This window comes from Marmoricola sp. RAF53 (assembly GCF_052114005.1).
Lineage (GTDB): Bacteria > Actinomycetota > Actinomycetes > Propionibacteriales > Nocardioidaceae > Marmoricola.
The window spans coordinates 1-19,302 of the sequence record NZ_JBFRDX010000039.1 but is presented as its reverse complement, the minus strand read 5'-3'; the positions used below and the strand labels follow the sequence as shown (position 1 = coordinate 19,302).

The following is a 19,302-nucleotide window of genomic DNA, read 5'->3' as shown; positions in this document are numbered from 1 at the left end:
GACCTGGATCGAGAGGACCTATCACCGACGTCGTCGACAGGCTGCTCTCGGCAGGTTGACCCCGGTCGAATACGAGTTGATCATGACGACAGCCGCCACTCAGGCGGCCTGACCGAACCTGTCACCCGTTCGTGCAGCAGACCCCTCGGCGTCTCCCGCCAGTGCGCGCACCGCTGGGTCGCCCGGTTTCGCGCTGAAGGCGCGGCCGGTCTGCTCGATCGTTCGTCTCGTCCACATCGGTGCCCACGGCGGACCCCAACAGATGTCGAGCAGCAGGCGGTCGAGCTGCGTCGTGTCGAACGTCGCAGCCAAGACTGGATTGGCCCCGAAGTCGGTATCCACCCCGCACCGTCGGCGCGATCCTGCGCCGCCACCAGGTGCCACGGTTGGCCGAGTGTGACCCGCTGACCGGTGAAGTCATCCGGGCATCCAAGACCGCCGCTTTGCGCTACGAACGCTCAACGCCAGGCGACCTGGTCCACATCGACGTCAAGAAGATCGGCCCGGATCCCACCCGACGGTGGATGGAAAGCACACGTACGTGGCGAACGCCCAAGACACAAACGCGGCCTGGGCTACGACTACGTCCACGCCGCGGTCGACGACCACTCCCGACTCGCCTACGCCGAGCTCCTCAACGACGAGAAGGGCATCACCCGCGCCGGCTTCCTGATCCGGGCGGCGCAATTCTTCGCCAGCCACGGCGTGCGCATCAGACAGGTGATCAGCGACAACGCGAAGAACTACATCGTCTCGCGCGACTTCGCTGCCGCGATCGCAGCGATCGGCGTCCAGCACCTGACCATCCGTCCACACTGCCCGTGGCAAAACGGCAAGGTCGAGCGGTTCAACCGCACCCTTCAAATCGAGTGGGCCTACCGGCAGATCTTCACCAGCAACGACGAGCGAACCGCGGCCCTTGAACCCTGGCTGGGTTTCTACAACACTCGACGACGCCACTCAGCCATCGGAGGCCTCCCGCCGATTAGCCGGCTGTAACCAACCTGTCAGCCGAGTACAGCTAGAGCCCGCAGCGCGTCAAGGTCGTGGCGGTCGCAGGGACGTTGTAGGTCGCCACCGTTCCCGCCCGGTGGCGCGGGACATGGACTCGACGCTGTCGCCAACGCTCGAATTCGGGGCCGATCCGACGCTCGAAAACGAGGTCACCGGGGTCGCCGATCATCCGATCACGCGTTGCATCTCGGCACTTCGGTCCACTCTTAGTTCGCGGTGCGCGCTCGGGGTCGTTGCTCATGCCAGCGCCGGAAGCGGCCGAGCACGGCAAGCAGGCCGAGCGGCTCACAATGACCCGCCTCACCTCGCCAGGATCGCCAGAGCGTCATTTTCAGAAACGTCGTGAGAGAGGCTGTCTGCTCGCGACGATGTTGCCGTCGCGCCAGACGGTGCGGACGGCGGCAGGCAGTGCCGCGAGGTCGAATGCGTCGCCCTCGATCGCGACGATGTCGGCGATTTTTCCTGGAGCCAGCTCGCCAAGCTTGTCACCGAGGCCCATCAGGTCGGCGGCTTCACGGGTCGCGGATCGCAGCGCTGCTGCGGGCGATGGACCCAGTTGCTGCATCAGATGGAGTTCGCGCAAGTTTTGACCGTGGGGACCGACTCCACTGTCTGTCCCCATGGCGATGCGGACCCCGGCGGCGGCCGCGCGCCGAAACGAGTCGCGGTGCACTTCAACGACCTCGGCGGCCTTTGCCGCTGACTCGGCGGGGATCTGTGCTCCTGCCGCGACGGCGTCCAAGACTGCCAACGGGGCCAAGAGCGTCGGCACGAGGAAGACGCCGTTGTCCAGCATCATCTGGATCGCCTCGTCATCGAGGTATATCCCGTGTTCGATCGAGCGAGCCCCCGCGCGGATCGCGTTCTTGATCCCATCGGTCCCCTGCGCGTGCGCCATGATCGAAAGGCCCGCCGAGCGTGCCTCGGCGGCGATCACGGCAAGCTCTTCGGGCTGGAATTGCGGTCGCTGCGGGTCGTCGTCCGGCGACATCACCCCACCGGAAGTCGCCACCTTGATCACATCTGCGCCACTACGAATGACCCTTCGCACGGCTCGCCGGACTTCGTCCGGCCCGTCCGCCAGAACCCCAAAGTGCACCGGCGAGGCCATGCCACAGGGCATGTGGTGATCCCCGTGTCCACCAGTCTGGCTGATCATGTCGATCGCGACTTGCATCCGGGGCCCATTGATGAGGCCGTCCCGTACGGCGTTGCGCACGCCGGCATCCGCACCTGCGGCGTCGCGCACCGTCGTGACCCCCGCCTCGAGGGTCTTCTCGAGGTTGCGGGCGGCCTGGTAGTGGCGGTAGCTCGGCGAGGTACGCAAGTAGCCCAAGAGCTCGGGCGAGTTGATCGTGACATGCACGTGGCAGTCGAAAAGCCCGGGTAGCAGTGTCAGACCTGTGACGTCGATGACCGTGTCTCCGTCGAGGTTCGGTCCTACTGCCAGGATGATGCCATCCTCGATGAGCAGGTCGTTGCTACGGGGTGCGTCGTCCGTGCCGTCCCAAACGACGCCCCCAGCGAGCAGAGTTCTCATGACGACGTACTCACCAACAGATTCGTTACTAGCATGTTACGAAACGTACGGGTTACGATTCTGATATGTCAAGGGTCACGAACAAGCCAGCACAATCACGGGCTCTGGGGCGTCCACGTGCCCCTTTGCTCGCGGAGTCGGTGATGACGGCAACGATCGAGCTGCTCGCCGAAGGCGGGGTCGAGGCCGCCACGATCGACGCGATCGCGGCCCGCGCCGGCGTGGGCAAACCTTCGATCTACCGGCGGTGGGCGTCCCGCGACCAGTTGATCTCCGATGTCCTGGTCCGGGTCACCGACCGTGCCATACCCGTGCCCGACACCGGCTCGCTCCGCGAGGACCTGCTCTCTATGGTCGGGGCCCTCATCGAGTTCATGTCGGACCCGCTCGGCCAGGCCAGCGTGACGCTCGCCGCCTATGCGGTGACTCATCCGGAGACGTGGGCAGTGGACGCGCTCCCGGTTGAGATCAGACGCAGGTCGACCACTGTTGTGATTGAGCGAGCGATCACCCGAGGCGAGCTGCCACCCGACGCCGACCCGGATCAGATACTCGACCTGGTGTCCGCGCCGGTTTATATGCAGGTCCTTGTCTGGCGTCGCCCCGCCAGCAGGCTCAACCCCGTAACCATCGTGGACCAAGCCCTGTACGGAGTCATCAAGCACGAATCGCGCCGCAAGCGCACACTCGGGTCTCCTGGACGTGCCAGCAAGTAGTGTGCGCCTGCCGCCCACGCAACCTGCCGTGCAGGCGCGCAGGATCGATTAGGACCTCCTCGAGCCACATCGCCCGCCCGCGGCCAAGTGCCCGGGCTGACCCCGCTGGAGGCGGCCCGACAGACTCGGCGAGGTCGCGGACCTGCTCGACTCCGAACGCATCGTTGCATCCTTCACAGCGCCTACACCGAGACCGGCGGCCCCTGCCGAGATGGTCACTTACAACAGCCCGCAGCAACTGAGCTGCTACGCCCAGGAGGAAACCACATGCGCTGGGCCACCTACCGAAGCCCCACCGACTCACGAGAGCACGCCGCGCTGGTACAGGACGACGAGCTCCACGCCCTGCCCGAGACCCTCCTCGAGCTGCTGGCGTCCGGCACCGACCTGGGCCATCACGCAGAGCGGGCACGCACGATCCCGTGGGAGGTCGTCACGCTCGCGGACACCCCACTCCTGGCCCCCATCCCCGAACCTCCCTCGGTGCGGGACTTCATGGCCTTCGAGAACCACGTCGTCACCTCCTACGCCGCCCTGGGCGCCGAGGTCAGCCCGGTCTGGTACGACCAGCCCGTCTTCTACTTCACCAACCCGGCTGCCATCTTGGGGCCGAACGACGAGGTGCCCCTCGCGCCGGGCACGACCCAGTACGACTACGAGCTCGAGGTCGCGGCCGTCATCGGAGCCCCCGGCGCCGACATCGACCCCGCCGACGCCGAGGCGCACATCGCCGGCTACCTGCTGCTCTGTGACTGGAGCGCCCGCGATCTCCAGGCCGCCGAGATGCACGTCCAGCTCGGTCCCGCCAAGGGCAAGGACACCGCCACCACCCTCGGGCCGTTCCTGGTCACTCCCGACGAGCTCGAGCCGCACCGCAAGGGCAACGGCTTCGACGTCTCGATGAGCACGACCGTCAACGGACACGCCTACAGCAACGGAAACTGGGCTGACCTGTACTGGTCGTTTTCCCAGATGCTCGCCTACGCCTCCCGAGGAACCAGGCTCCGGTCCGGCGACATCATCGGCAGCGGCACCGTCGGGACCGGCTGCATCCTGGAGCTCTCCCGCGTCCACGGCCACGAGGCCTACCCGTGGCTGCGTGAAGGCGATGAGGTCCACCTCGACATGGCGCAGCTCGGCGCCATCACCGCCCGGATCGCCCCTTGCTCCAAGCCGCCCATCCCCCTGAGCTGACCGCAGCTCCGCCCCAAGACCGCCCCGGGGGGAACCCACGACCTACGAGCAAGACCTCGGAGCGCTCACCGGAGACATCAGTCAGAAGCCACGCTCTACGGCAACCGTCGATCTAGTGGGCAACGACGGGTATCGGCCATTCACAGAGACGGTCGTCGAATTGGTCGGCGTTCATTCATCGGTTCAGTGATGCGGCTCTGACGGATCTGCGACCACGTCACGGGCCGGTACCGCTGACCGAAAACAGGCGGCGAAGCGCTGCGCTTCTTGGAGCCCACCCGTATCCGGGCATGGGCCCTCGACTCGTGATACGGAACCGTGCCCCAGTTCGTAGCGGTCAGGGTCGCTCGGACTCCTGACACAGCGATGGCTGGCTCGGGCCGAACGAGAGCGCGTTCGCATCGGCAACTCAGCTCGAACCGATCCCGGGCCAACGAGCTCTTGCGGAACAAGCGGGCATACCTCGACGAGGCTGTGCCAGTGGAGGCGACGTCGAGTGTCGCCTCCACCGGGCCGGTTGTCAGAGTGCCGCGAGTCCTGCTTCAGCGACGCTCTGGTCTTGTTCGCCCGATCCGCCGCTGACGCCCAGGCCGCCGACGACGATGCCGTCGCGGACGAGGGGCACGCCGCCAGCGAAGATCGCCACGCGGCCGCCGTTGGTGGTTTGGATGCCGAAGAACTGCTGCGTCGGCTGCGAGTTGTCGCCCAGGTCCTTCGTCTGGATGTCGAAAGCCTTGGAGGTCCAAGCCTTGCTGATCGAGATGGCGACGCTGCCGATCCAGGCGCCGTCCTGACGGACGTGGGAGCCGTGCTCGGCGCCCACCGGCTCACGACCACGGAGCTCGACACCGAGCTGCGACGGCTGACCGCGACCGCCCGCGAGGGCAGGTCGACCCAGGCCGAGCTGACCTCGGGCACCTTCACCATCAACAACTACGGCGCCTTCAACGTCGACGGCAGCGCCGCCATCGTCAACCACCCGCAGGTGGCGATCCTCGGCTTCGGCCGGGTCATCGACCGCGCCTGGGTCGTAGACGGCCAGATCGTCCCTCGCAAGATCGGCCAGATGTCCTTCGTGTTCGACCACCGCGTGTGCGACGGCGGAGCCGCGGCGGGCTTCATGCGCATCGTGGCCGACGCGATCGAGAACCCCGGTCACGCCATCAACCACCTCTAGACCTGGAGCCATCATGTTCCAGAACGTGCTCACTTCGTGGGACGGAGCGCTCTGCTCCACGAGATACGACCAGGAGACGGGGGCGTTCTTCACGATCGCCGTGCACTCCCGCCGCCGCGGACCCGCGGCGGGCGGGACCCGGGCCATGCACTACGCGTCGCACGAGGAGGCGGTCGCCGACACGACCCGCCTCGCGAGCGCCATGACACTCAAGATGGCGGCGGCCGACCTGCCCATGGGTGGTGGCAAGTCGGTCATCGCCCTGCCGGCACCGCGGCACGAGATCAGCGACGACCTGTGGGATCGCATCCTGCACATCCACGCGGAGAATCTGTCGACATTGAACGGCAGCTTCTGGACGGGCCCCGACGTCGGGACGTCCGCGGCCGACATGGACGTCCTGCATGCCCAGTCCGGATTCGCCTTCGGCCGTTCGGAGGCGGCCGGCGGTCCGGGCTCGAGCGCGCCTGCGACCGCGCAGGGCGTGTACGCGGCGATCCGTGCCGCGGCGGCAGAGGCTGGCATGATTGACCTCTCAGGGAGACGCGTCGTGATCCAGGGTCTGGGTGCCGTGGGCATGGACGTGCTCGAGTTGGCGCGCAAGGACGGCGCCGACCTGGTGGCCACGGATGTCGACCTCGAGCGGTGCCGTCGTGCCCGCGGCCGCGGCGCTCTCGTCGTCGACCCTTCGGAGGTGCTCGACCTCTCGAGCGACGTGTTCGTGCCGTGCGCGATGGGAGGAGTCATCGATCTTGAGGTCGCCCGTCGACTGCGCACGTCGGTCGTCGCCGGGGCCGCCAACAATGTCCTCGCAGACCACGCCGCCGGCGAGGAGCTGGCCCGACGCGGGATCGTCTACGCGCCGGACTTCATCGCCAACGGGGGTGGCGCGATCCACCTGGTCGGTCGGGAGGTGCTGGGGTGGTCTGCTGAGGAGGTCGCGCATCACGTCGACGGCATCGGTGCCACGGTGGCAGCGGTCTTCGCACGTTCCCGAGCCGGTGGTGTCAGCGCGGACCACGCCGCCCGGGACCTCGCCGCGTCCCGTCTGGTGGGCAGTCGGGCGTGATGTGGCACTTGCGGCGGAGGGCGCGGTCGCGGTCGTCACGATCGATCGTGCGGACCGCCGGACGCGCTCGACGCAACGCGTACTTCGGTCCGGCCGTCGCGGCCGATCCCCGGCACCCTGAGACACGGCAGGTGACGACATGACAGCCATCGAGGTCCGCGTTCTTCGGGCCGGGAAGGGCGGTATCGAGGCGGTGCACGGCATCGAACTCACGGTCGCACCCGGCGAGGTCAGACACGCGCCGGTGTCGCAACTCGCGGCGGCGAGGTTCGACGATTGACGATGGCTGGCCGGCGCCGGCGGTTCTACGTTCTACTCAATCCGAGAGAGAAGGGCATCAATCTGATGGGACGCGAACTCGAACCTGTGGAGGCCCCAACCTGGCAACGTGCCAGATTCGAGGTCGAGGCCGAGAACCAGGGGCAGTACCAGATCGACGTGTCGCTGCCGTTTGACTACCTGACGTCGGATGACGAGTACCCCGTGGTCGTGGTCCTGGACGGCAACTACCGGTTCGAGGCTGTGCACGGCATCGTCAACGGACTCGGCCCCTTGGCGCTCAACCTTATGGTGCCAGCGGCGATCGTCGTGGGCGTCGGCTACCCGGAGAGCGATGGTCAGGCCAGTTGGTATGCGCGGAGGAACCACGACTTCTTCGGCCCTTGGGACATGACCGACGCCGCAGGTCGACTCGTCACCCAAGTCTTCAACGCGATGACCGCGGCGGAAGGCCGGTCGGACCTGACGCTCACATCGGGCGGTGCGGACCGCTTCCTGAGCTTCCTCGGAGAGGAGCTGATCCCGGCACTGGCTCGCCGGTACCGAGTCGACCGCGACCGCGGAGCCCGCCACACGCTGGTCGGTGAGTCCAGCGGCGGACACTTCGTGCTGCACGCGCTCTACCACCCCAACTCCCCGTTCCACCGTTATCTCGCGGTGAGCCCGGCCTTCGGCATCCCGCCGGGTGCGATCGTGCGCCGGGAGGGGGAGTTCGCCGCAGAGCGGGACGACCACGACGTCGAGGTGTATCTCGCCGCGGCGGGCACCGCCATGACGAGTGGCCCCCACGCCCTCGGCCATGAGGTCAGCGGCGTGGCCTGGGTGCGTGAGCAGTTTGCGATCCGCGCCTGGCCCTCGGCGCGCATCCACGCCGAGCTCCTGGACGGCGAGCAGCACGGTCTGGCCTTCGCGCGGGCCGCGGAGGCGGGGCTGAGGTTCCTGCTCGAGGCGAACCGCAAGCGCGTGTACGACGACGAGGGCATCCAGGCCTGGGCCGATCCTGACCGGCTGGGTGACGAGTGACGCCGCGGAAGAGGGCCGGGCGATGAGCACCCTGCTGCCGGAGTACATGTCCCGTGAGCACGTTGACGCCATGAACGAGTTGCTACTTGATGACGCAGCAGTCCGCGCCGCATGCGCCCAGCTCGATCGGCCCCGTGCGATGACCTTCCACGTCCTCGACGGCCCGGGTGGTGAAGACATCTTCTGGACGATGCTCTTCGACACCACGCTCCAGTTCCTGTTGCACGAGCAGCCGGAGGCCGACATCCTCGTCACCGTCTCCTGGGATGACATGCTCGACGCCACTCGTGCGGCCCGTGCGGGAGCTCCCGGCGCCCCCCGGCTCGACGTGCGAGGCTCGGCGGCGCTCTTCACGCAGCTGCTGGCGATCATGGAGGTCGGCCGGGCCGTCGCAACCCTCGACATCCGGCTCCCCGGAGACCCGGCATGAGCGCCGCACCGACGACTGGTTCGCTGGGCGGCGAACACGTGTCGGACTACTGGCTGGGCGGTGGACGGATCGTCGACGGTACGGGGTCGGACCCGGTCGACGGACTGTCGGTGCACGTCCACGAGGGGCGGATCGCGGCGATCAGCGCTTCCGTACCGCCGGGAGCGGCGGTACTCGCTGACGTGGTCTACCGCGGCTCCACGGGTGTCGCGGCGAGCTCCAGGAGCGTGCACGTCCGCATCCGCTGATCGGTTAGGGTCGCCGGGTTCCGTCTCCGGGCGGAACCCGGCGACTTCAGACGACCTCGCCGCTCCAGCCCCACGGAGGTCACATGACCTCAGAAGCGCATACATCTGATTCGGTATCGAGTGATGGCGCCTCCGACACCGTGAGCGACCAGGAGCGCGACATCCTCCGGCGCCTGGCGCAAGGCAGGTCGAAGGCGCAGGTAGCTCATGACGTTGGCGTCTCGCCCCGTCCGTGCGCTGGCATCTTGATTCGCTCCGGGGAGCCCTGAGGGTTGCTACCAACATCGAGGTCGTAGTGGTCGCAGTACGTCGAAAGATCATTTGTTCCCGGGGGACGTGCCCCTGAACGCCAGGCCCACTATGTCTCCTTAAGACACGACGTCTGGGCACCGCCGGGTTCGGGTCGAACATAGTTGGCGCGGTATCACTGGTCTCGATCCCGAAGGCCGGTGGTGAAGTCGGCCGCGCGCCGTGTCGGCACGTGAGCAGGCGTGTGACAAGGCCTCACTTGTCAGGGGGGCGGCGTGCGGGTGCGGTCCCAGGCCGACATCACGATCAGCGTCTTGGTCCCTTCCACGATCCCCGTCCGGCGAATCGCGTTGACTACCTGCTGAAGGTGCTCGACGTTGCGTACGCGGAAGCGCACGAGGGCGTCCGGATCGCCTGCGATGGTGTAGTACTGCTGCACCTCTGGAACCTGACGAGCGATCTCCTCGATCTCCTTTGTATCGGTGCCGCCGGTGAGCCGGATCTCGGTGAACGCGTCGAGGTCGCCGACGACAGCCTCGCTCACTAGAGCCACGTAGCCCTGGATCACGCCGTTGGTCTCGAGGCGCTCGATCCGGCGCGACACGGGCGCGCCGGAAAGCCCAACCCGTCGGGCAATCTCGCTGACCGGCATCCGCGCATTGGTGCGCAGGCGGTCCAGGATCTGGCGGTCGATGGCATCCATGAAGGGCTCCTGGGTCTGATCAATTCATTCACGTTCGCATTGATTCTATGGGACTTTCGGACGAAATGGCGGCGTCAATCCCGCTTGTTGCGCGTGCTTGGCGCGTATTGATTGTCCCTCGCCCTGCCTATTGGGAAAGTTCTCGCACCGACGATTCAAGGAGCGCGATGACCAGCGTGGAGCCCGTGACCGACATGTGGTCGGTCCTTGATGCAGCGGGAGTTCTGCGCCCGGATGGTCGCGTTTCTTTGGGTGCTGACTCTCTCGATCTTCTGGCGGCCTACCGGAACATGGTGCTGGCCCGCCGCATCGACACGGAGGCGATCGCTCTGCAGCGCCAGGGCGAACTCGGTCTGTGGCCCTCGATGCTCGGCCAGGAGGGCGCCCAGGTCGGCGCCGGCTCGGCGCTCCAAACTCAGGACGTCGTTTTTCCCACGTACCGGGAGCACGCCGTCGCCTGGTGCTTCGGGGTCGACCCGGTGCAACTGCTCGGCCTCTTCCGCGGCACCACCATGGGCGGATGGGATCCGCGCGAGCGCAACTTCAACTTGTACACCTTGGTCATCGGCGCCCAGACCCTCCACGCCGTCGGCTACGCAATGGGCATCGTCCGGGACGGTGACGTCGGCACCGGTGAGCTGAACCGGGACCGTGCGGTACTGGTTTTCCTCGGCGACGGAGCACTCAGCGAGGGCGAGACAAACGAGGCTTTCGTCTGGGCATCGGCGCAGAACCTGCCGGTCGTCTTCTTCTGCCAGAACAACCAGTGGGCCATCTCCGCGCCGTTCTCGGTGCAGAGCAGGATCCCTGCCGCGGAACGAGCCCGGGGCTTCGGCTTCCCGGGCATGCGCGTCGACGGCAACGACGTCATCGCGTGCCACGCTGCCACGCAGGAGGCGCTGGCCACTGCACGTTCTGGCGGCGGTCCCACCTTGATCGAGGCGGTCACCTACCGCCGCAATCCGCACACCACTTCTGACGACGACCTGCGCTACCGCACAAGCTCGGAGAATGACGCCTGGGCGAGCCGCGATCCGATCGATCGTCTCGGCGCCCTGCTCATGGGCTCTGAGTCCCCGGTGGCTATCGACGACTCGTTCCTCGCAGATCTGGCCCGCGAGGAAGAGGAACTCGCCGAGCGGTTGCGGAGCGGGTGCCGGGCACTCCGAGTGCCCGCTCCGGGGGACCCGTTCCGCCACACCCTGGAGGAGATGCCACGCGACCTCGCCCGCCAGATGGACGAGCACCTGGCCTTCGTCGCCGCGGCGCAAGGAGACAACTCATGAGCACCGCCCTGGCCCACGCCCTTAACGCCGGGCTTCGAGACGCGATGGAGGCGGACGACAAGGTCCTGTTGATCGGCGAGGACATCGGTTCACTTGGTGGCGTCTTCCGCATCACCGACGGCTTGCAGAAGGATTTTGGTGACGGCCGCGTTGTCACTTCCCCGCTCGGTGAGGCGGGCATCGTCGGCAGCGCCATCGGGCTGGCCCTCGCCGGTTACCGCCCCGTCTGCGAGATCCAGTTCGACGGGTTCGTGTTCCCGGCGATGAACCAGATCGTCACGCAGCTGGCCAAGTACCGTCACCGCTCGGAGGGAATGATTTCGCTTCCGGTCGTCATCCGAATCCCCGTAGGCGGCGGCATCGGCGCCATCGAGCACCACAGCGAGTCACCGGAGGCGTACTTCGCCCACACCCCGGGCCTGCGGGTGCTCTGCCCTTCGGACGCCCAAGATGCCTACGACTTGCTGGGCCAGGCGATTCGGTGCAACGACCCGGTTGTCTTCCTGGAGCCGAAGCGCTCCTACTGGTCAAAGGGCGAGGTCGACCCGAGCGCGCCATCAGTACCCATGGATCGGGCGCGCATCGTCCGGCCCGGCGGTGACCTGACCCTCGTGACTTACGGCGCCCTGGTCCCTATCGCGCTCAAGGCGGCGGTGATCCTTGCCGGTGAGGGGCGCGAAGTGGAAGTCATTGACTTGCGCTCGCTCTCGCCGATCGATGACGCGACGGTCGTGGACTCGGTACGTCGCACCGGGCGACTCGTCATTGCGCACGAGGCTTCGCAGACCGGCGGCATCGGGGGCGAGCTGGCCAGTCGGGTGCAGGCACAGGCCTTCTACGAGCTTGAGGCGCCGATACTCCGCGTCACTGGGTACGACACGCCGTATCCGGCGAGCCGACTTGAGGAGGACTGGCTTCCGAACGTCGACCGCCTCCTCGAGGCCTGCGACAGCAGTCTCACCTACTGACGCTCGACCTTTGCACCCAGTCCACCTCGTCCGCAGGAGCAGACTTTGACCACCGCGACCGGCACACCTGTGCAGACCTTCCTGCTTCCCGACGTGGGGGAGGGCCTGACTGAGGCCGATATCGTCGGCTGGCACGTCGCTGTAGGTGACGTTGTCGCCGTCAACCAGATCATCGTCGACATCGAGACAGCTAAGTCGGTCGTCGAACTACCGTCGCCGTACGCCGGTGAGGTGGTCGAACTTCTTGCCGCCGCAGGTGACACGGTCGAGGTCGGGGCCCCGATCATCGCTGTCCGCATCTCAGGTGGCGGCGCTGCAGGCCCCCCGTCCATCCCTGCATCGACGGCTGCGCCCGGCGCCGAGACCGGATCCCCAGACGAGCCGAAGCTCCTTGTTGGGTACGGGGCCAAGGACGCCGGCAGCCACCGGCGGCGACGTGGAGCACCTCCGGCGCCCGCTGCTGCTGCGTCGGCCCAGGCCGCAGACAAGCCGCGTGCCAAGCCGCCGGTTCGCAAGCTCGCGAAGGTGCTCGGAGTCGACCTGTCCTCGGTCCCGGCGAGCGGTCCCGATGGGGTGGTGAAACGCGAGAACGTGCTCCGGGCGGCAGAGTCAGGCGTCCTCGCGCCGGTCCCGGCGTCCGCGAACCGCATCCCGATCAAGGGCGTGCGAAAGCACACGGCCGCGGCGATGGTGGCCTCGGCGTTCTCGGCTCCGCACGTGACGGAGTTCGTCACCGTGGACATCACGAAAACCCTGGAGCTGCGCGACGCTGTGCAGCGGCGTAGGGAGTTCCGCGACGTCAAGCTGACACCGCTTGCCTTCGTGGCGCGGGCCTACCTGACTGCGCTGCGCCGTACGCCGATGGCGACCGCGCGCTGGGAGGAGGTGACCCAGGAGATCGTGGTCCCCGTTGGCATCAACCTCGGGATCGCCGCCGCGACGCCGCGCGGCTTGATGGTCCCGAACATCAAGGACGCTCACGCGATGAGCCTGATCGAGGTCGCCGGCGCGATCAGCGAGCTCGCTGCGACGGCACGGGAGGGCAGAACCACGTCCGAGGCGATGGCCGGCGGCAGCACGACGATCACAAACGTCGGCGTCTTTGGCGTCGACACAGGAACCCCGATTCTCAATCCCGGGGAGACCGCGATCCTCGCGGTCGGCGCCATCCGCCGCCAGCCGTGGGTGATCGAGGACGGCGACGGTGAGCGGATCGTGCCCCGCTCGGTCCTCCAGCTCGCCCTGTCCTTCGACCACCGCGTCCTCGACGGTGCGGAGGGGTCGCAGGTGCTCGCGGACACCGCGGGGTTCCTCGCCGAGCCCGGTCTGGCGGTGCTGTGATGAGCGAGCAGCGCGTGGACCAGAGCTTTGACGTGGTGGTCGTAGGCGCCGGGCCGGGCGGTTACGTGGCGGCGATCCGGGCAGCGCAACTAGGCAGGTCGGTCGCCGTTGTCGAGGAGCGTTACTGGGGGGGCGTCTGCCTCAACGTCGGGTGCATCCCGTCCAAGGCCTTACTGCGCAATGCGGAGATAGCGCACATCTTTCGGCACCAGGCGAGCGCCTTCGGCATCTCGGGCGAGGTTTCGTTCGACTACGCGATTGCCCACCAGCGCAGCCGCGACGTAGCGGACGGTCGGGCGAAGGGGGTGCACTTCCTGATGCACAAGAACGGCATCACCGAGGTGCACGGCCGCGGGTCGTTCCTTGATGCGCACACCCTCGAAGTCGAAGCCGCGGAGGGCGCTCAGAAGATCTCCTTCCAGTCCGCCATTGTCGCGACGGGGGCCAGGCCCGCGTTGCCGCCCGGCATCACACTGTCTGCGAACGTCGTGACCTACCAGGACGTGCTCCTCGATCCCTCCCTGCCTGGGTCAATCTTGATCGCCGGTGCCGGCGCCATCGGCATGGAACTCGGCTACGTACTCGCCAATTACGGGGTCGACGTGAGCATCGTCGAGTACGCCGACCGAGTGTTACCGACCGAGGACGCCGACGTGTCCCGGGAGGTGGCCAAGGCGTACCGCAAGCTTGGCGTCGACGTGCTGCTCGCGACCCGCGTCGCCTCGGTCACCGATGACGGCACGAAGGTGACGGTCGTGGCCGATGGTCCTGACGGCGCGATCGAACGCCGCGTTGACCGGGTTCTGGTCGCCACCGGCTTCCGGCCGAACACAGAAGGGCTCGGCTTGCCGGCCGCCGGCATCGATGTCGACGACGACGGTGCAATCACCGTCGACGAGCGGATGCGGACGAGCCAGCCTCACATATATGCCATCGGTGACGTCACGATGCGGCTCCAGCTCGCCCACGTCGCGGAGGCGATGGGTGTGGTAGCGGCGGAGACCCTGGCCGGCGCAGTGACCATGGAGCTTGGCGACTACCGGATGATGCCGCGCGCAACGTTCTGCCAGCCCCAGGTCGCCAGTTTCGGCCTCACCGAGGAGCAGGCGCGCGCTGAGCACCCTGGGATCAAGATCGCGAAGTTCCCGTTCTCGGCCAATGGCAAAGCGCATGGAATGGGCGACGCGACCGGGTTCGTCAAGCTCATCGCCAACCCAAGTGGCGCGCTGCTGGGCGGACACATCGTAGGAGCCGACGCGGCGGAGCTTCTGCCCGAGTTGACGCTCGCGCAGAAGTGGGAACTGGGCACTTTCGAGCTCGCCCGCAACGTGCACGTGCACCCGACGCTCGGGGAGGCGCTCCAGGAGGCGTTCCACGGGCTGGAGGGTCACATGATCAACCTTTGAATTCCGCCGCTATCACCTTCGCCGCCGCCGTAGTCCGGTCGCCGCCCACGGCTTGAACAGGAGAATGAACATGCCGGCCCGCCGAACCTTTCGCTCCAGCGAGCACGCCGACCTTGTGCAGCTGATCCGCACCTTTGCCACCGAGGAACTGGCGCCTCGAGCTGCCCAGGCCGAAGCCAACGCGGAATTCCCGCGCGAGGTCTTCCGGACGCTCGGCAAGATCGGGGTCCTTGGCCTGCCCTACCCGGAGGAGGTCGGCGGCTCGGGCCTTCCGTACGAGATCTATGTCCAGGTGCTTGAGGAGATTGGCGCGGTGTGGGCGTCGGTCGGCGTGGGGGTGTCGGTGCACGCTCTATCGTGTTTCGGCCTCGCGACGCACGGAACCGATGAACAGCAGCAGCAATGGCTGCCCGACATGCTTGGAGGCGAACTCCTTGGTGCCTATAGCCTGTCGGAGGCGCACGCCGGATCCGACCCCGCCGCCATGGCGACCACCGCGCGCAGGGAGGGGGGTAGCTACGTACTTGCCGGGACCAAAGCCTGGGTTACCCACGGCGGAGAGGCGGACTTCTACAAGGTCATGGCCCGCACAGGCTCCGCCCCGGGGGACCGCAGCGGGATCTCCTGTTTTCTCGTGCCAGCCGCAACTCCCGGGCTGTTCGCGGACACCCCGGAGACGAAGATGGGGCTGACCGGGTCCACCACCGCAGGCATGCGGCTCGAAGGCGTTCGTGTCCCGGCCGAACGTCGCCTAGGAGCGGAGGGCGACGGTCTCAAGATCGCGTTGGCCGGTCTGGACGCCGGTCGTCTTGGCATCGCAGCGGTCGCGACCGGACTCGCCCAGGGAGCGCTGGACGCGGCGCTTTCGTATGCCCAACAACGACACACCTTCGGGCGCCGCATCATCGACCACCAGGGCTTGAGTTTCATCCTCGCCGACATGGAAGCCGCCACCGTCGCCGCGCGCTGTGCACTGCATCATGCAGCACGGCTTAAGGACGCGGGCCTCAAATACAGCCGCGAGGCATCAATCGCCAAGCTCGTCGCCACCGACACGGCCATGAAGGTCACCACGGATGCCGTCCAGGTCCTCGGCGGTGCCGGGTACACGGAGGAATTCCCTGTCGAGCGCTACATGCGCGAGGCAAAAGTCATGCAGATCTTTGAGGGGACCAATCAGATCCAACGTCTCGTCATCGGGCGCCACCTCGATCAGGTCGACAGCGGCACCATCACCATCACAGCCTGAGGAGAGTCAGATGAAAATCAGCGGAAGCACGGTCGTCGTCACTGGAGCCGCGTCCGGCTTGGGCGCGGTGACGGCAGCACACTTCTCGCGGCGCGGGGCGCACGTTCTGGGCTTCGACCTCGAAGCCTCGCTCCCGAAAACTGGATCATCGCCCGGCATCACGTATGTCCCCGTCGACGTTACCGATCCCGTGGCGATTGCACAGGGTCTCGACGAGGCTGCCGCAGCTAGCGCTCCGATGCGGGTCCTGGTGAACTGCGCGGGGATCGCGCCCTCCGCACGAATACTGTCCAGCCACGGAACTCACGACCTCGATCTCTTCGCCAAAGTCGTACAGATCAACCTCATGGGGACCTTCAACGTGATGACGCTCGCGGCCGAGCGCATCGCAGCCAGCGAGTTGACTGAGGAAGGCGAGCGGGGAGTCATCATCAACACGGCCAGCATCGCCGGATACGAGGGCCAGATCGGCCAGGCTGCCTACGCGTCGTCCAAAGCCGGCGTCATCGGCCTGACAATTGCGGCCGCCCGCGACCTCGCTCAACATGGTGTGCGTGTGAACACCATCGCACCAGGTGTTGTGGAGACTCCTATGCTCGCCATGGTCTCCGACGACTACCGCAACGCGCTTGCCGCTGGCGTCACCTTTCCGCAACGCCTCGGGCGTCCAGAAGAGTACGCCCGCCTCGCTGCGTTTCTTGTCGAACACCAGTACATGAATGGCGAGGTCGTCCGGATGGACGGCGCCCTTCGAATGGCGCCGAAGTGATTAGCCCGCGAACCTCCGCCCGTAACGCACAGAGCGATTCCTGGTACGTGACCGCGGTCTTAGCCAACCGCGAGGGCCGGGGACCAGGGGCCAGATCCGTCCCATTTCCGAAGAGCCACGCCAAACAAATGGGTCGCATGACCACAGCCTGCGGTCTCAACACCACCAGCTGGCACAAGTTCCTGGAGGTGGCATTTCCCGCCCCCGACACACCCAACTGTGAGCGCTGTCAGCAATCTATTGCGCGAGCCACTCGGCCTGACCCCGAATCATGGGACCAGATCTAGCGCACCCCACCAAGCCTCATCGGCGTCAAGGTCAGGAATGCTCAATGTACCTCACCAGCACGGTAAACCCCGAGCCGGTCGACGACGCGCGGCTCGCGGAGATCCTCGCCAACCCCGGCTTCGGCACGAACTTCACCGATCACATGGTGACGGTGGAGTGGACCCCGGACCGCGGGTGGCACGACGCGCGCGTGACGCCGTACGGGCCGCTCACGCTCGACCCCGCGACGGCCGTCCTGCACTACGCGCAGGAGACGTTCGAGGGGATGAAGGCCTATCGGCACGCCGACGGGTCGGTGCACCTGTTCCGCCCGGAGGAGAACGCGAAGCGGATGGCGCGCTCCTCGCAGCGGCTGGCCTTCCCCGAGCTGCCGGTCGACGAGTTCATCGAGGCCGTCGAGGCGCTGGTGAAGGTCGACGAGCGCTGGGTGCCGACGAACACCGACGGGGGTGAGAAGAGCCTCTACCTGCGTCCGTTCATGATCGCGACCGAGGCCTTCCTCGGCGTGCGACCGGCGCAGCACGTGACCTTCATGGTGATCGCGTCGCCCGCGGGCGCCTACTTCAAGGGCGGCATCAAGCCGGTCACGCTGTGGCTGAGCGAGGAGTACACCCGCGCCGGCCGTGGTGGCATGGGTGCGGCGAAGACGGGCGGCAACTACGCCAGCTCGCTGGTCGCGCAGCAGGAGGCCACGGCCAACGGCTGCGACCAGGTCGTCTTCCTCGACGGCCAAGAGGGCAAGTACGTCGAGGAGCTCGGCGGCATGAACATGTACTACGTCTTCGACGACGGCCGCATCGTGACGCCCGAGACCGGCACCATCCTCGAGGGCATCACCCGCGCCTCGATCATCGAGCTCGCCGGCAAGCTCGGCCACCAGGTCGAGGAGCGCAAGCTCTCGATCGACGAGTGGCGCGAGGGCGTCACCAGCGGTGCGATCACCGAGATCTTCGCCTGTGGCACCGCCGCGGTCGTGACGCCTGTCGGTTCGCTGAAGTGGAAGGGCGGCGAGCTCCCGGCGCCCGCCTCGACCGACCTGACGATGCGGATCCGCTCGGCGCTCGTCGACGTCCAGTTCGGCCGCGCCGACGACACCTTCGGCTGGATGCACCGTTGTAGTTGCAGTCCGGCGACACCGTGACCTCGGTCTCCGATTCCGGGGCAAGCGTCCGACCAAGGCCACGCATCCTGATGAAGCAAAATCACGCCCGAACATTCTATTGACCCCGTTGGGAAAGGTAGATGATCAAGATGCTGCGCAGCGACGCTTTTCGACCCTTCAGCCCAATCCCCTCGACACGGGAGCGACTCACCGACTGCCGGACGCGCACCACGTGTTCGTGGAGGTCGCCGTCGGGGCGACGAAGCGCCACCACCTCGGAGTAGCGGAGCCCGGTTCACGTCGGACCGGGCCAGCGAGTAGGCGTGAGCTCGTGCATATTCGGCGAGTATGCGTTGGCCGAGAATCTGGAGTTCGTCCTGGTTGGTCGTGACGCTGACGGAGACGGGATCCGTGATGGCGTCCACAACTACGCCGCCCGCGCCGCGAACGATGCCGGTGACGCCGGCGATTACCAGGCCGCTCGCAACAGTGGTGCTGACAGCGACTCGGATCGGTTGTCGAAGAGCACTTCCCGCAGGCGTGACCAAATCGACCCGGGCTGGTGTTGGGCCGGCTGGTGGTGGGCCGGCTGGTGGCGGACCAAAGGACCCACCCGAAGGGGGCGTCCCAGGCGGTGTAACGGTGGGCGGCGGCTAGGAAGAGTTTGGCAGTTCCGAATTGACATAGAATTCCCATAAGTCGATGGCGTTATCACCATTGACGAGTGGTTCGCACGGCACTGTTCGCACCAGCCCGACACGAGACAACACGCCTCAACATCGGAGCGAAAGATGACAAATCCGCAGGCCAGAGGGGTCTTCGCGGATCTGACCTGCGGTCTTGCGGTAGTGCCCCAGGCAAGAGTCGAACTTGCGACCTTTCGCTTAGGAGGCGGCTGCACAAAACGCTCAACACAAACTCAACACAAGGGCCGTGATTCAGCGTGACCGAGAGTGATCGAAGGTGGCCCAGCGCGCTTTGCCGCAGACGTGTTTGCGCAGGTCAGAGGCAGGATCGACCAGTTGACGAGCGTGGCGGGACTTGAGTCACTCGTCATGACTAGGTCGTCGGTTCGATTCCGACAGGCGGCTCGGTGTGATGTATTACTCCGCCTGATTGGTGACGTTCGGGCTCCGGTTGATGGGTGTCACACCTTCGGGTGATGGGTTACGCCTACTTCGGTTGATTGGTGACACTCCCGAGATGCGGGAGTTGAGTGTGGCTGAGCAGCGGTATCAGGCCGTGCTGCTG

At 66.6% G+C, this 19,302-nt stretch carries 18 protein-coding genes and 1 pseudogene; 16 read left to right on the top strand and 3 right to left on the bottom strand.

The features are described from left to right. Positions 1-108: 108 nt before the first annotated feature. Positions 109-999: pseudogene (locus AB4Y76_RS20760) on the top strand (IS481 family transposase). A gap of 346 nt (positions 1,000-1,345) precedes the next feature. On the opposite strand, the gene AB4Y76_RS20755 reads toward AB4Y76_RS20760, so the two are convergent. After that, complete coding sequence (locus AB4Y76_RS20755) at positions 1,346-2,554, bottom strand: amidohydrolase family protein (RefSeq protein WP_441928802.1); 1,209 nt, start codon at positions 2,552-2,554, stop codon at positions 1,346-1,348. A gap of 143 nt (positions 2,555-2,697) precedes the next feature. Between AB4Y76_RS20755 and AB4Y76_RS20750 the strand changes: the two genes are divergently transcribed. Beyond that, positions 2,698-3,270, top strand: a complete 573-nt coding sequence (locus AB4Y76_RS20750; protein WP_441928800.1) for a TetR/AcrR family transcriptional regulator — start codon at positions 2,698-2,700, stop codon at positions 3,268-3,270. A 267-nt stretch (positions 3,271-3,537) separates the two neighbouring features. After that, positions 3,538-4,464: a fumarylacetoacetate hydrolase family protein gene (locus AB4Y76_RS20745; protein ID WP_441928798.1), complete on the top strand. Its 927-nt coding sequence runs from the start codon at positions 3,538-3,540 to the stop codon at positions 4,462-4,464. A 520-nt stretch (positions 4,465-4,984) separates the two neighbouring features. Here AB4Y76_RS20745 and AB4Y76_RS20740 read toward each other — a convergent pair. Then, positions 4,985-5,287, bottom strand: coding sequence for a GlcG/HbpS family heme-binding protein (locus AB4Y76_RS20740; RefSeq protein ID WP_441928796.1), 303 nt, complete (start codon positions 5,285-5,287; stop codon positions 4,985-4,987). On the opposite strand from AB4Y76_RS20740, the gene AB4Y76_RS20735 reads away from it, so the two are divergent. The 6 genes from AB4Y76_RS20735 (at position 5,273) to AB4Y76_RS20710 (ending at position 8,690) form a co-directional block, all read left to right on the top strand. Then, complete coding sequence (locus tag AB4Y76_RS20735) at positions 5,273-5,641, top strand: 2-oxo acid dehydrogenase subunit E2 (protein ID WP_441928794.1); 369 nt, start codon at positions 5,273-5,275, stop codon at positions 5,639-5,641. The two genes, AB4Y76_RS20740 and AB4Y76_RS20735, sit on opposite strands and share 15 nt — an antisense overlap. A 13-nt stretch (positions 5,642-5,654) precedes the next feature. Next, positions 5,655-6,710 (top strand): Glu/Leu/Phe/Val dehydrogenase dimerization domain-containing protein, encoded by a 1,056-nt coding sequence (locus AB4Y76_RS20730; RefSeq protein ID WP_441928792.1) that lies wholly within the window; start codon positions 5,655-5,657, stop codon positions 6,708-6,710. 139 nt (positions 6,711-6,849) lie between these two features. Continuing rightward, positions 6,850-6,990 carry a hypothetical protein gene (locus tag AB4Y76_RS20725; RefSeq protein ID WP_441928790.1) on the top strand — a complete coding sequence of 47 codons (141 nt, stop codon included), beginning with the start codon at positions 6,850-6,852 and terminating at the stop codon, positions 6,988-6,990. Positions 6,991-6,992: 2 nt separating this feature from the next. Then, complete coding sequence (locus tag AB4Y76_RS20720) at positions 6,993-8,012, top strand: alpha/beta hydrolase (RefSeq protein WP_441928788.1); 1,020 nt, start codon at positions 6,993-6,995, stop codon at positions 8,010-8,012. A gap of 22 nt (positions 8,013-8,034) precedes the next feature. Further along, positions 8,035-8,442 carry a hypothetical protein gene (locus AB4Y76_RS20715; protein ID WP_441928786.1) on the top strand — a complete coding sequence of 136 codons (408 nt, stop codon included), beginning with the start codon at positions 8,035-8,037 and terminating at the stop codon, positions 8,440-8,442. Beyond that, positions 8,439-8,690 (top strand): hypothetical protein, encoded by a 252-nt coding sequence (locus AB4Y76_RS20710; protein WP_441928784.1) that lies wholly within the window; start codon positions 8,439-8,441, stop codon positions 8,688-8,690. The genes AB4Y76_RS20715 and AB4Y76_RS20710 overlap by 4 nt, the downstream gene beginning before the upstream one ends. A 511-nt stretch (positions 8,691-9,201) precedes the next feature. Here the strand turns inward: AB4Y76_RS20710 and AB4Y76_RS20705 are convergent. Beyond that, positions 9,202-9,642: an Lrp/AsnC family transcriptional regulator gene (locus AB4Y76_RS20705; protein ID WP_441928782.1), complete on the bottom strand. Its 441-nt coding sequence runs from the start codon at positions 9,640-9,642 to the stop codon at positions 9,202-9,204. A 167-nt stretch (positions 9,643-9,809) separates the two neighbouring features. On the opposite strand from AB4Y76_RS20705, the gene AB4Y76_RS20700 reads away from it, so the two are divergent. The 7 genes from AB4Y76_RS20700 (at position 9,810) to AB4Y76_RS20670 (ending at position 18,090) form a co-directional block, all read left to right on the top strand. Beyond that, positions 9,810-10,928, top strand: a complete 1,119-nt coding sequence (locus AB4Y76_RS20700; protein ID WP_441928780.1) for a thiamine pyrophosphate-dependent enzyme — start codon at positions 9,810-9,812, stop codon at positions 10,926-10,928. Beyond that, positions 10,925-11,896: an alpha-ketoacid dehydrogenase subunit beta gene (locus tag AB4Y76_RS20695; protein WP_441928778.1), complete on the top strand. Its 972-nt coding sequence runs from the start codon at positions 10,925-10,927 to the stop codon at positions 11,894-11,896. Before AB4Y76_RS20700 ends, AB4Y76_RS20695 begins: the two co-directional genes overlap by 4 nt. A 45-nt stretch (positions 11,897-11,941) precedes the next feature. Next, entirely contained in the window at positions 11,942-13,237 is a 1,296-nt protein-coding gene (locus AB4Y76_RS20690; RefSeq protein WP_441928776.1) for a dihydrolipoamide acetyltransferase family protein, read from the top strand. Positions 13,238-13,251: 14 nt separating this feature from the next. Beyond that, on the top strand, positions 13,252-14,643 hold the full coding sequence (gene lpdA / locus AB4Y76_RS20685) for a dihydrolipoyl dehydrogenase (protein ID WP_441928804.1): 1,392 nt from the start codon (positions 13,252-13,254) through the stop codon (positions 14,641-14,643). Between the two features lie 70 nt (positions 14,644-14,713). Continuing rightward, entirely contained in the window at positions 14,714-15,892 is a 1,179-nt protein-coding gene (locus AB4Y76_RS20680; protein ID WP_441928774.1) for an acyl-CoA dehydrogenase family protein, read from the top strand. Between the two features lie 10 nt (positions 15,893-15,902). Then, entirely contained in the window at positions 15,903-16,661 is a 759-nt protein-coding gene (locus AB4Y76_RS20675; RefSeq protein ID WP_441928772.1) for an SDR family NAD(P)-dependent oxidoreductase, read from the top strand. Positions 16,662-16,992: 331 nt separating this feature from the next. Further along, positions 16,993-18,090, top strand: coding sequence for a branched-chain amino acid aminotransferase (locus AB4Y76_RS20670; RefSeq protein ID WP_441928770.1), 1,098 nt, complete (start codon positions 16,993-16,995; stop codon positions 18,088-18,090). The last annotated feature ends 1,212 nt before the right edge of the window (positions 18,091-19,302 follow it).

What these genes read in the sequence shown, in the direction of transcription:
- AB4Y76_RS20725 (WP_441928790.1), top strand. Translation starts at nt 6,850, where the DNA reads ATGACAGCCATCGAGGTCCGCGTTCTTCGGGCCGGGAAGGGCGGTATC.
- AB4Y76_RS20755 (WP_441928802.1), bottom strand. Translation starts at nt 2,554, where the DNA reads ATGAGAACTCTGCTCGCTGGGGGCGTCGTTTGGGACGGCACGGACGAC.
- AB4Y76_RS20715 (WP_441928786.1), top strand. Translation starts at nt 8,035, where the DNA reads ATGAGCACCCTGCTGCCGGAGTACATGTCCCGTGAGCACGTTGACGCC.
- AB4Y76_RS20745 (WP_441928798.1), top strand. Translation starts at nt 3,538, where the DNA reads ATGCGCTGGGCCACCTACCGAAGCCCCACCGACTCACGAGAGCACGCC.
- AB4Y76_RS20670 (WP_441928770.1), top strand. Translation starts at nt 16,993, where the DNA reads ATGTACCTCACCAGCACGGTAAACCCCGAGCCGGTCGACGACGCGCGG.
- AB4Y76_RS20705 (WP_441928782.1), bottom strand. Translation starts at nt 9,642, where the DNA reads ATGGATGCCATCGACCGCCAGATCCTGGACCGCCTGCGCACCAATGCG.
- AB4Y76_RS20710 (WP_441928784.1), top strand. Translation starts at nt 8,439, where the DNA reads ATGAGCGCCGCACCGACGACTGGTTCGCTGGGCGGCGAACACGTGTCG.
- AB4Y76_RS20730 (WP_441928792.1), top strand. Translation starts at nt 5,655, where the DNA reads ATGTTCCAGAACGTGCTCACTTCGTGGGACGGAGCGCTCTGCTCCACG.
- AB4Y76_RS20695 (WP_441928778.1), top strand. Translation starts at nt 10,925, where the DNA reads ATGAGCACCGCCCTGGCCCACGCCCTTAACGCCGGGCTTCGAGACGCG.
- AB4Y76_RS20700 (WP_441928780.1), top strand. Translation starts at nt 9,810, where the DNA reads ATGACCAGCGTGGAGCCCGTGACCGACATGTGGTCGGTCCTTGATGCA.
- AB4Y76_RS20720 (WP_441928788.1), top strand. Translation starts at nt 6,993, where the DNA reads ATGGCTGGCCGGCGCCGGCGGTTCTACGTTCTACTCAATCCGAGAGAG.
- AB4Y76_RS20680 (WP_441928774.1), top strand. Translation starts at nt 14,714, where the DNA reads ATGCCGGCCCGCCGAACCTTTCGCTCCAGCGAGCACGCCGACCTTGTG.
- AB4Y76_RS20675 (WP_441928772.1), top strand. Translation starts at nt 15,903, where the DNA reads ATGAAAATCAGCGGAAGCACGGTCGTCGTCACTGGAGCCGCGTCCGGC.
- AB4Y76_RS20750 (WP_441928800.1), top strand. Translation starts at nt 2,698, where the DNA reads ATGACGGCAACGATCGAGCTGCTCGCCGAAGGCGGGGTCGAGGCCGCC.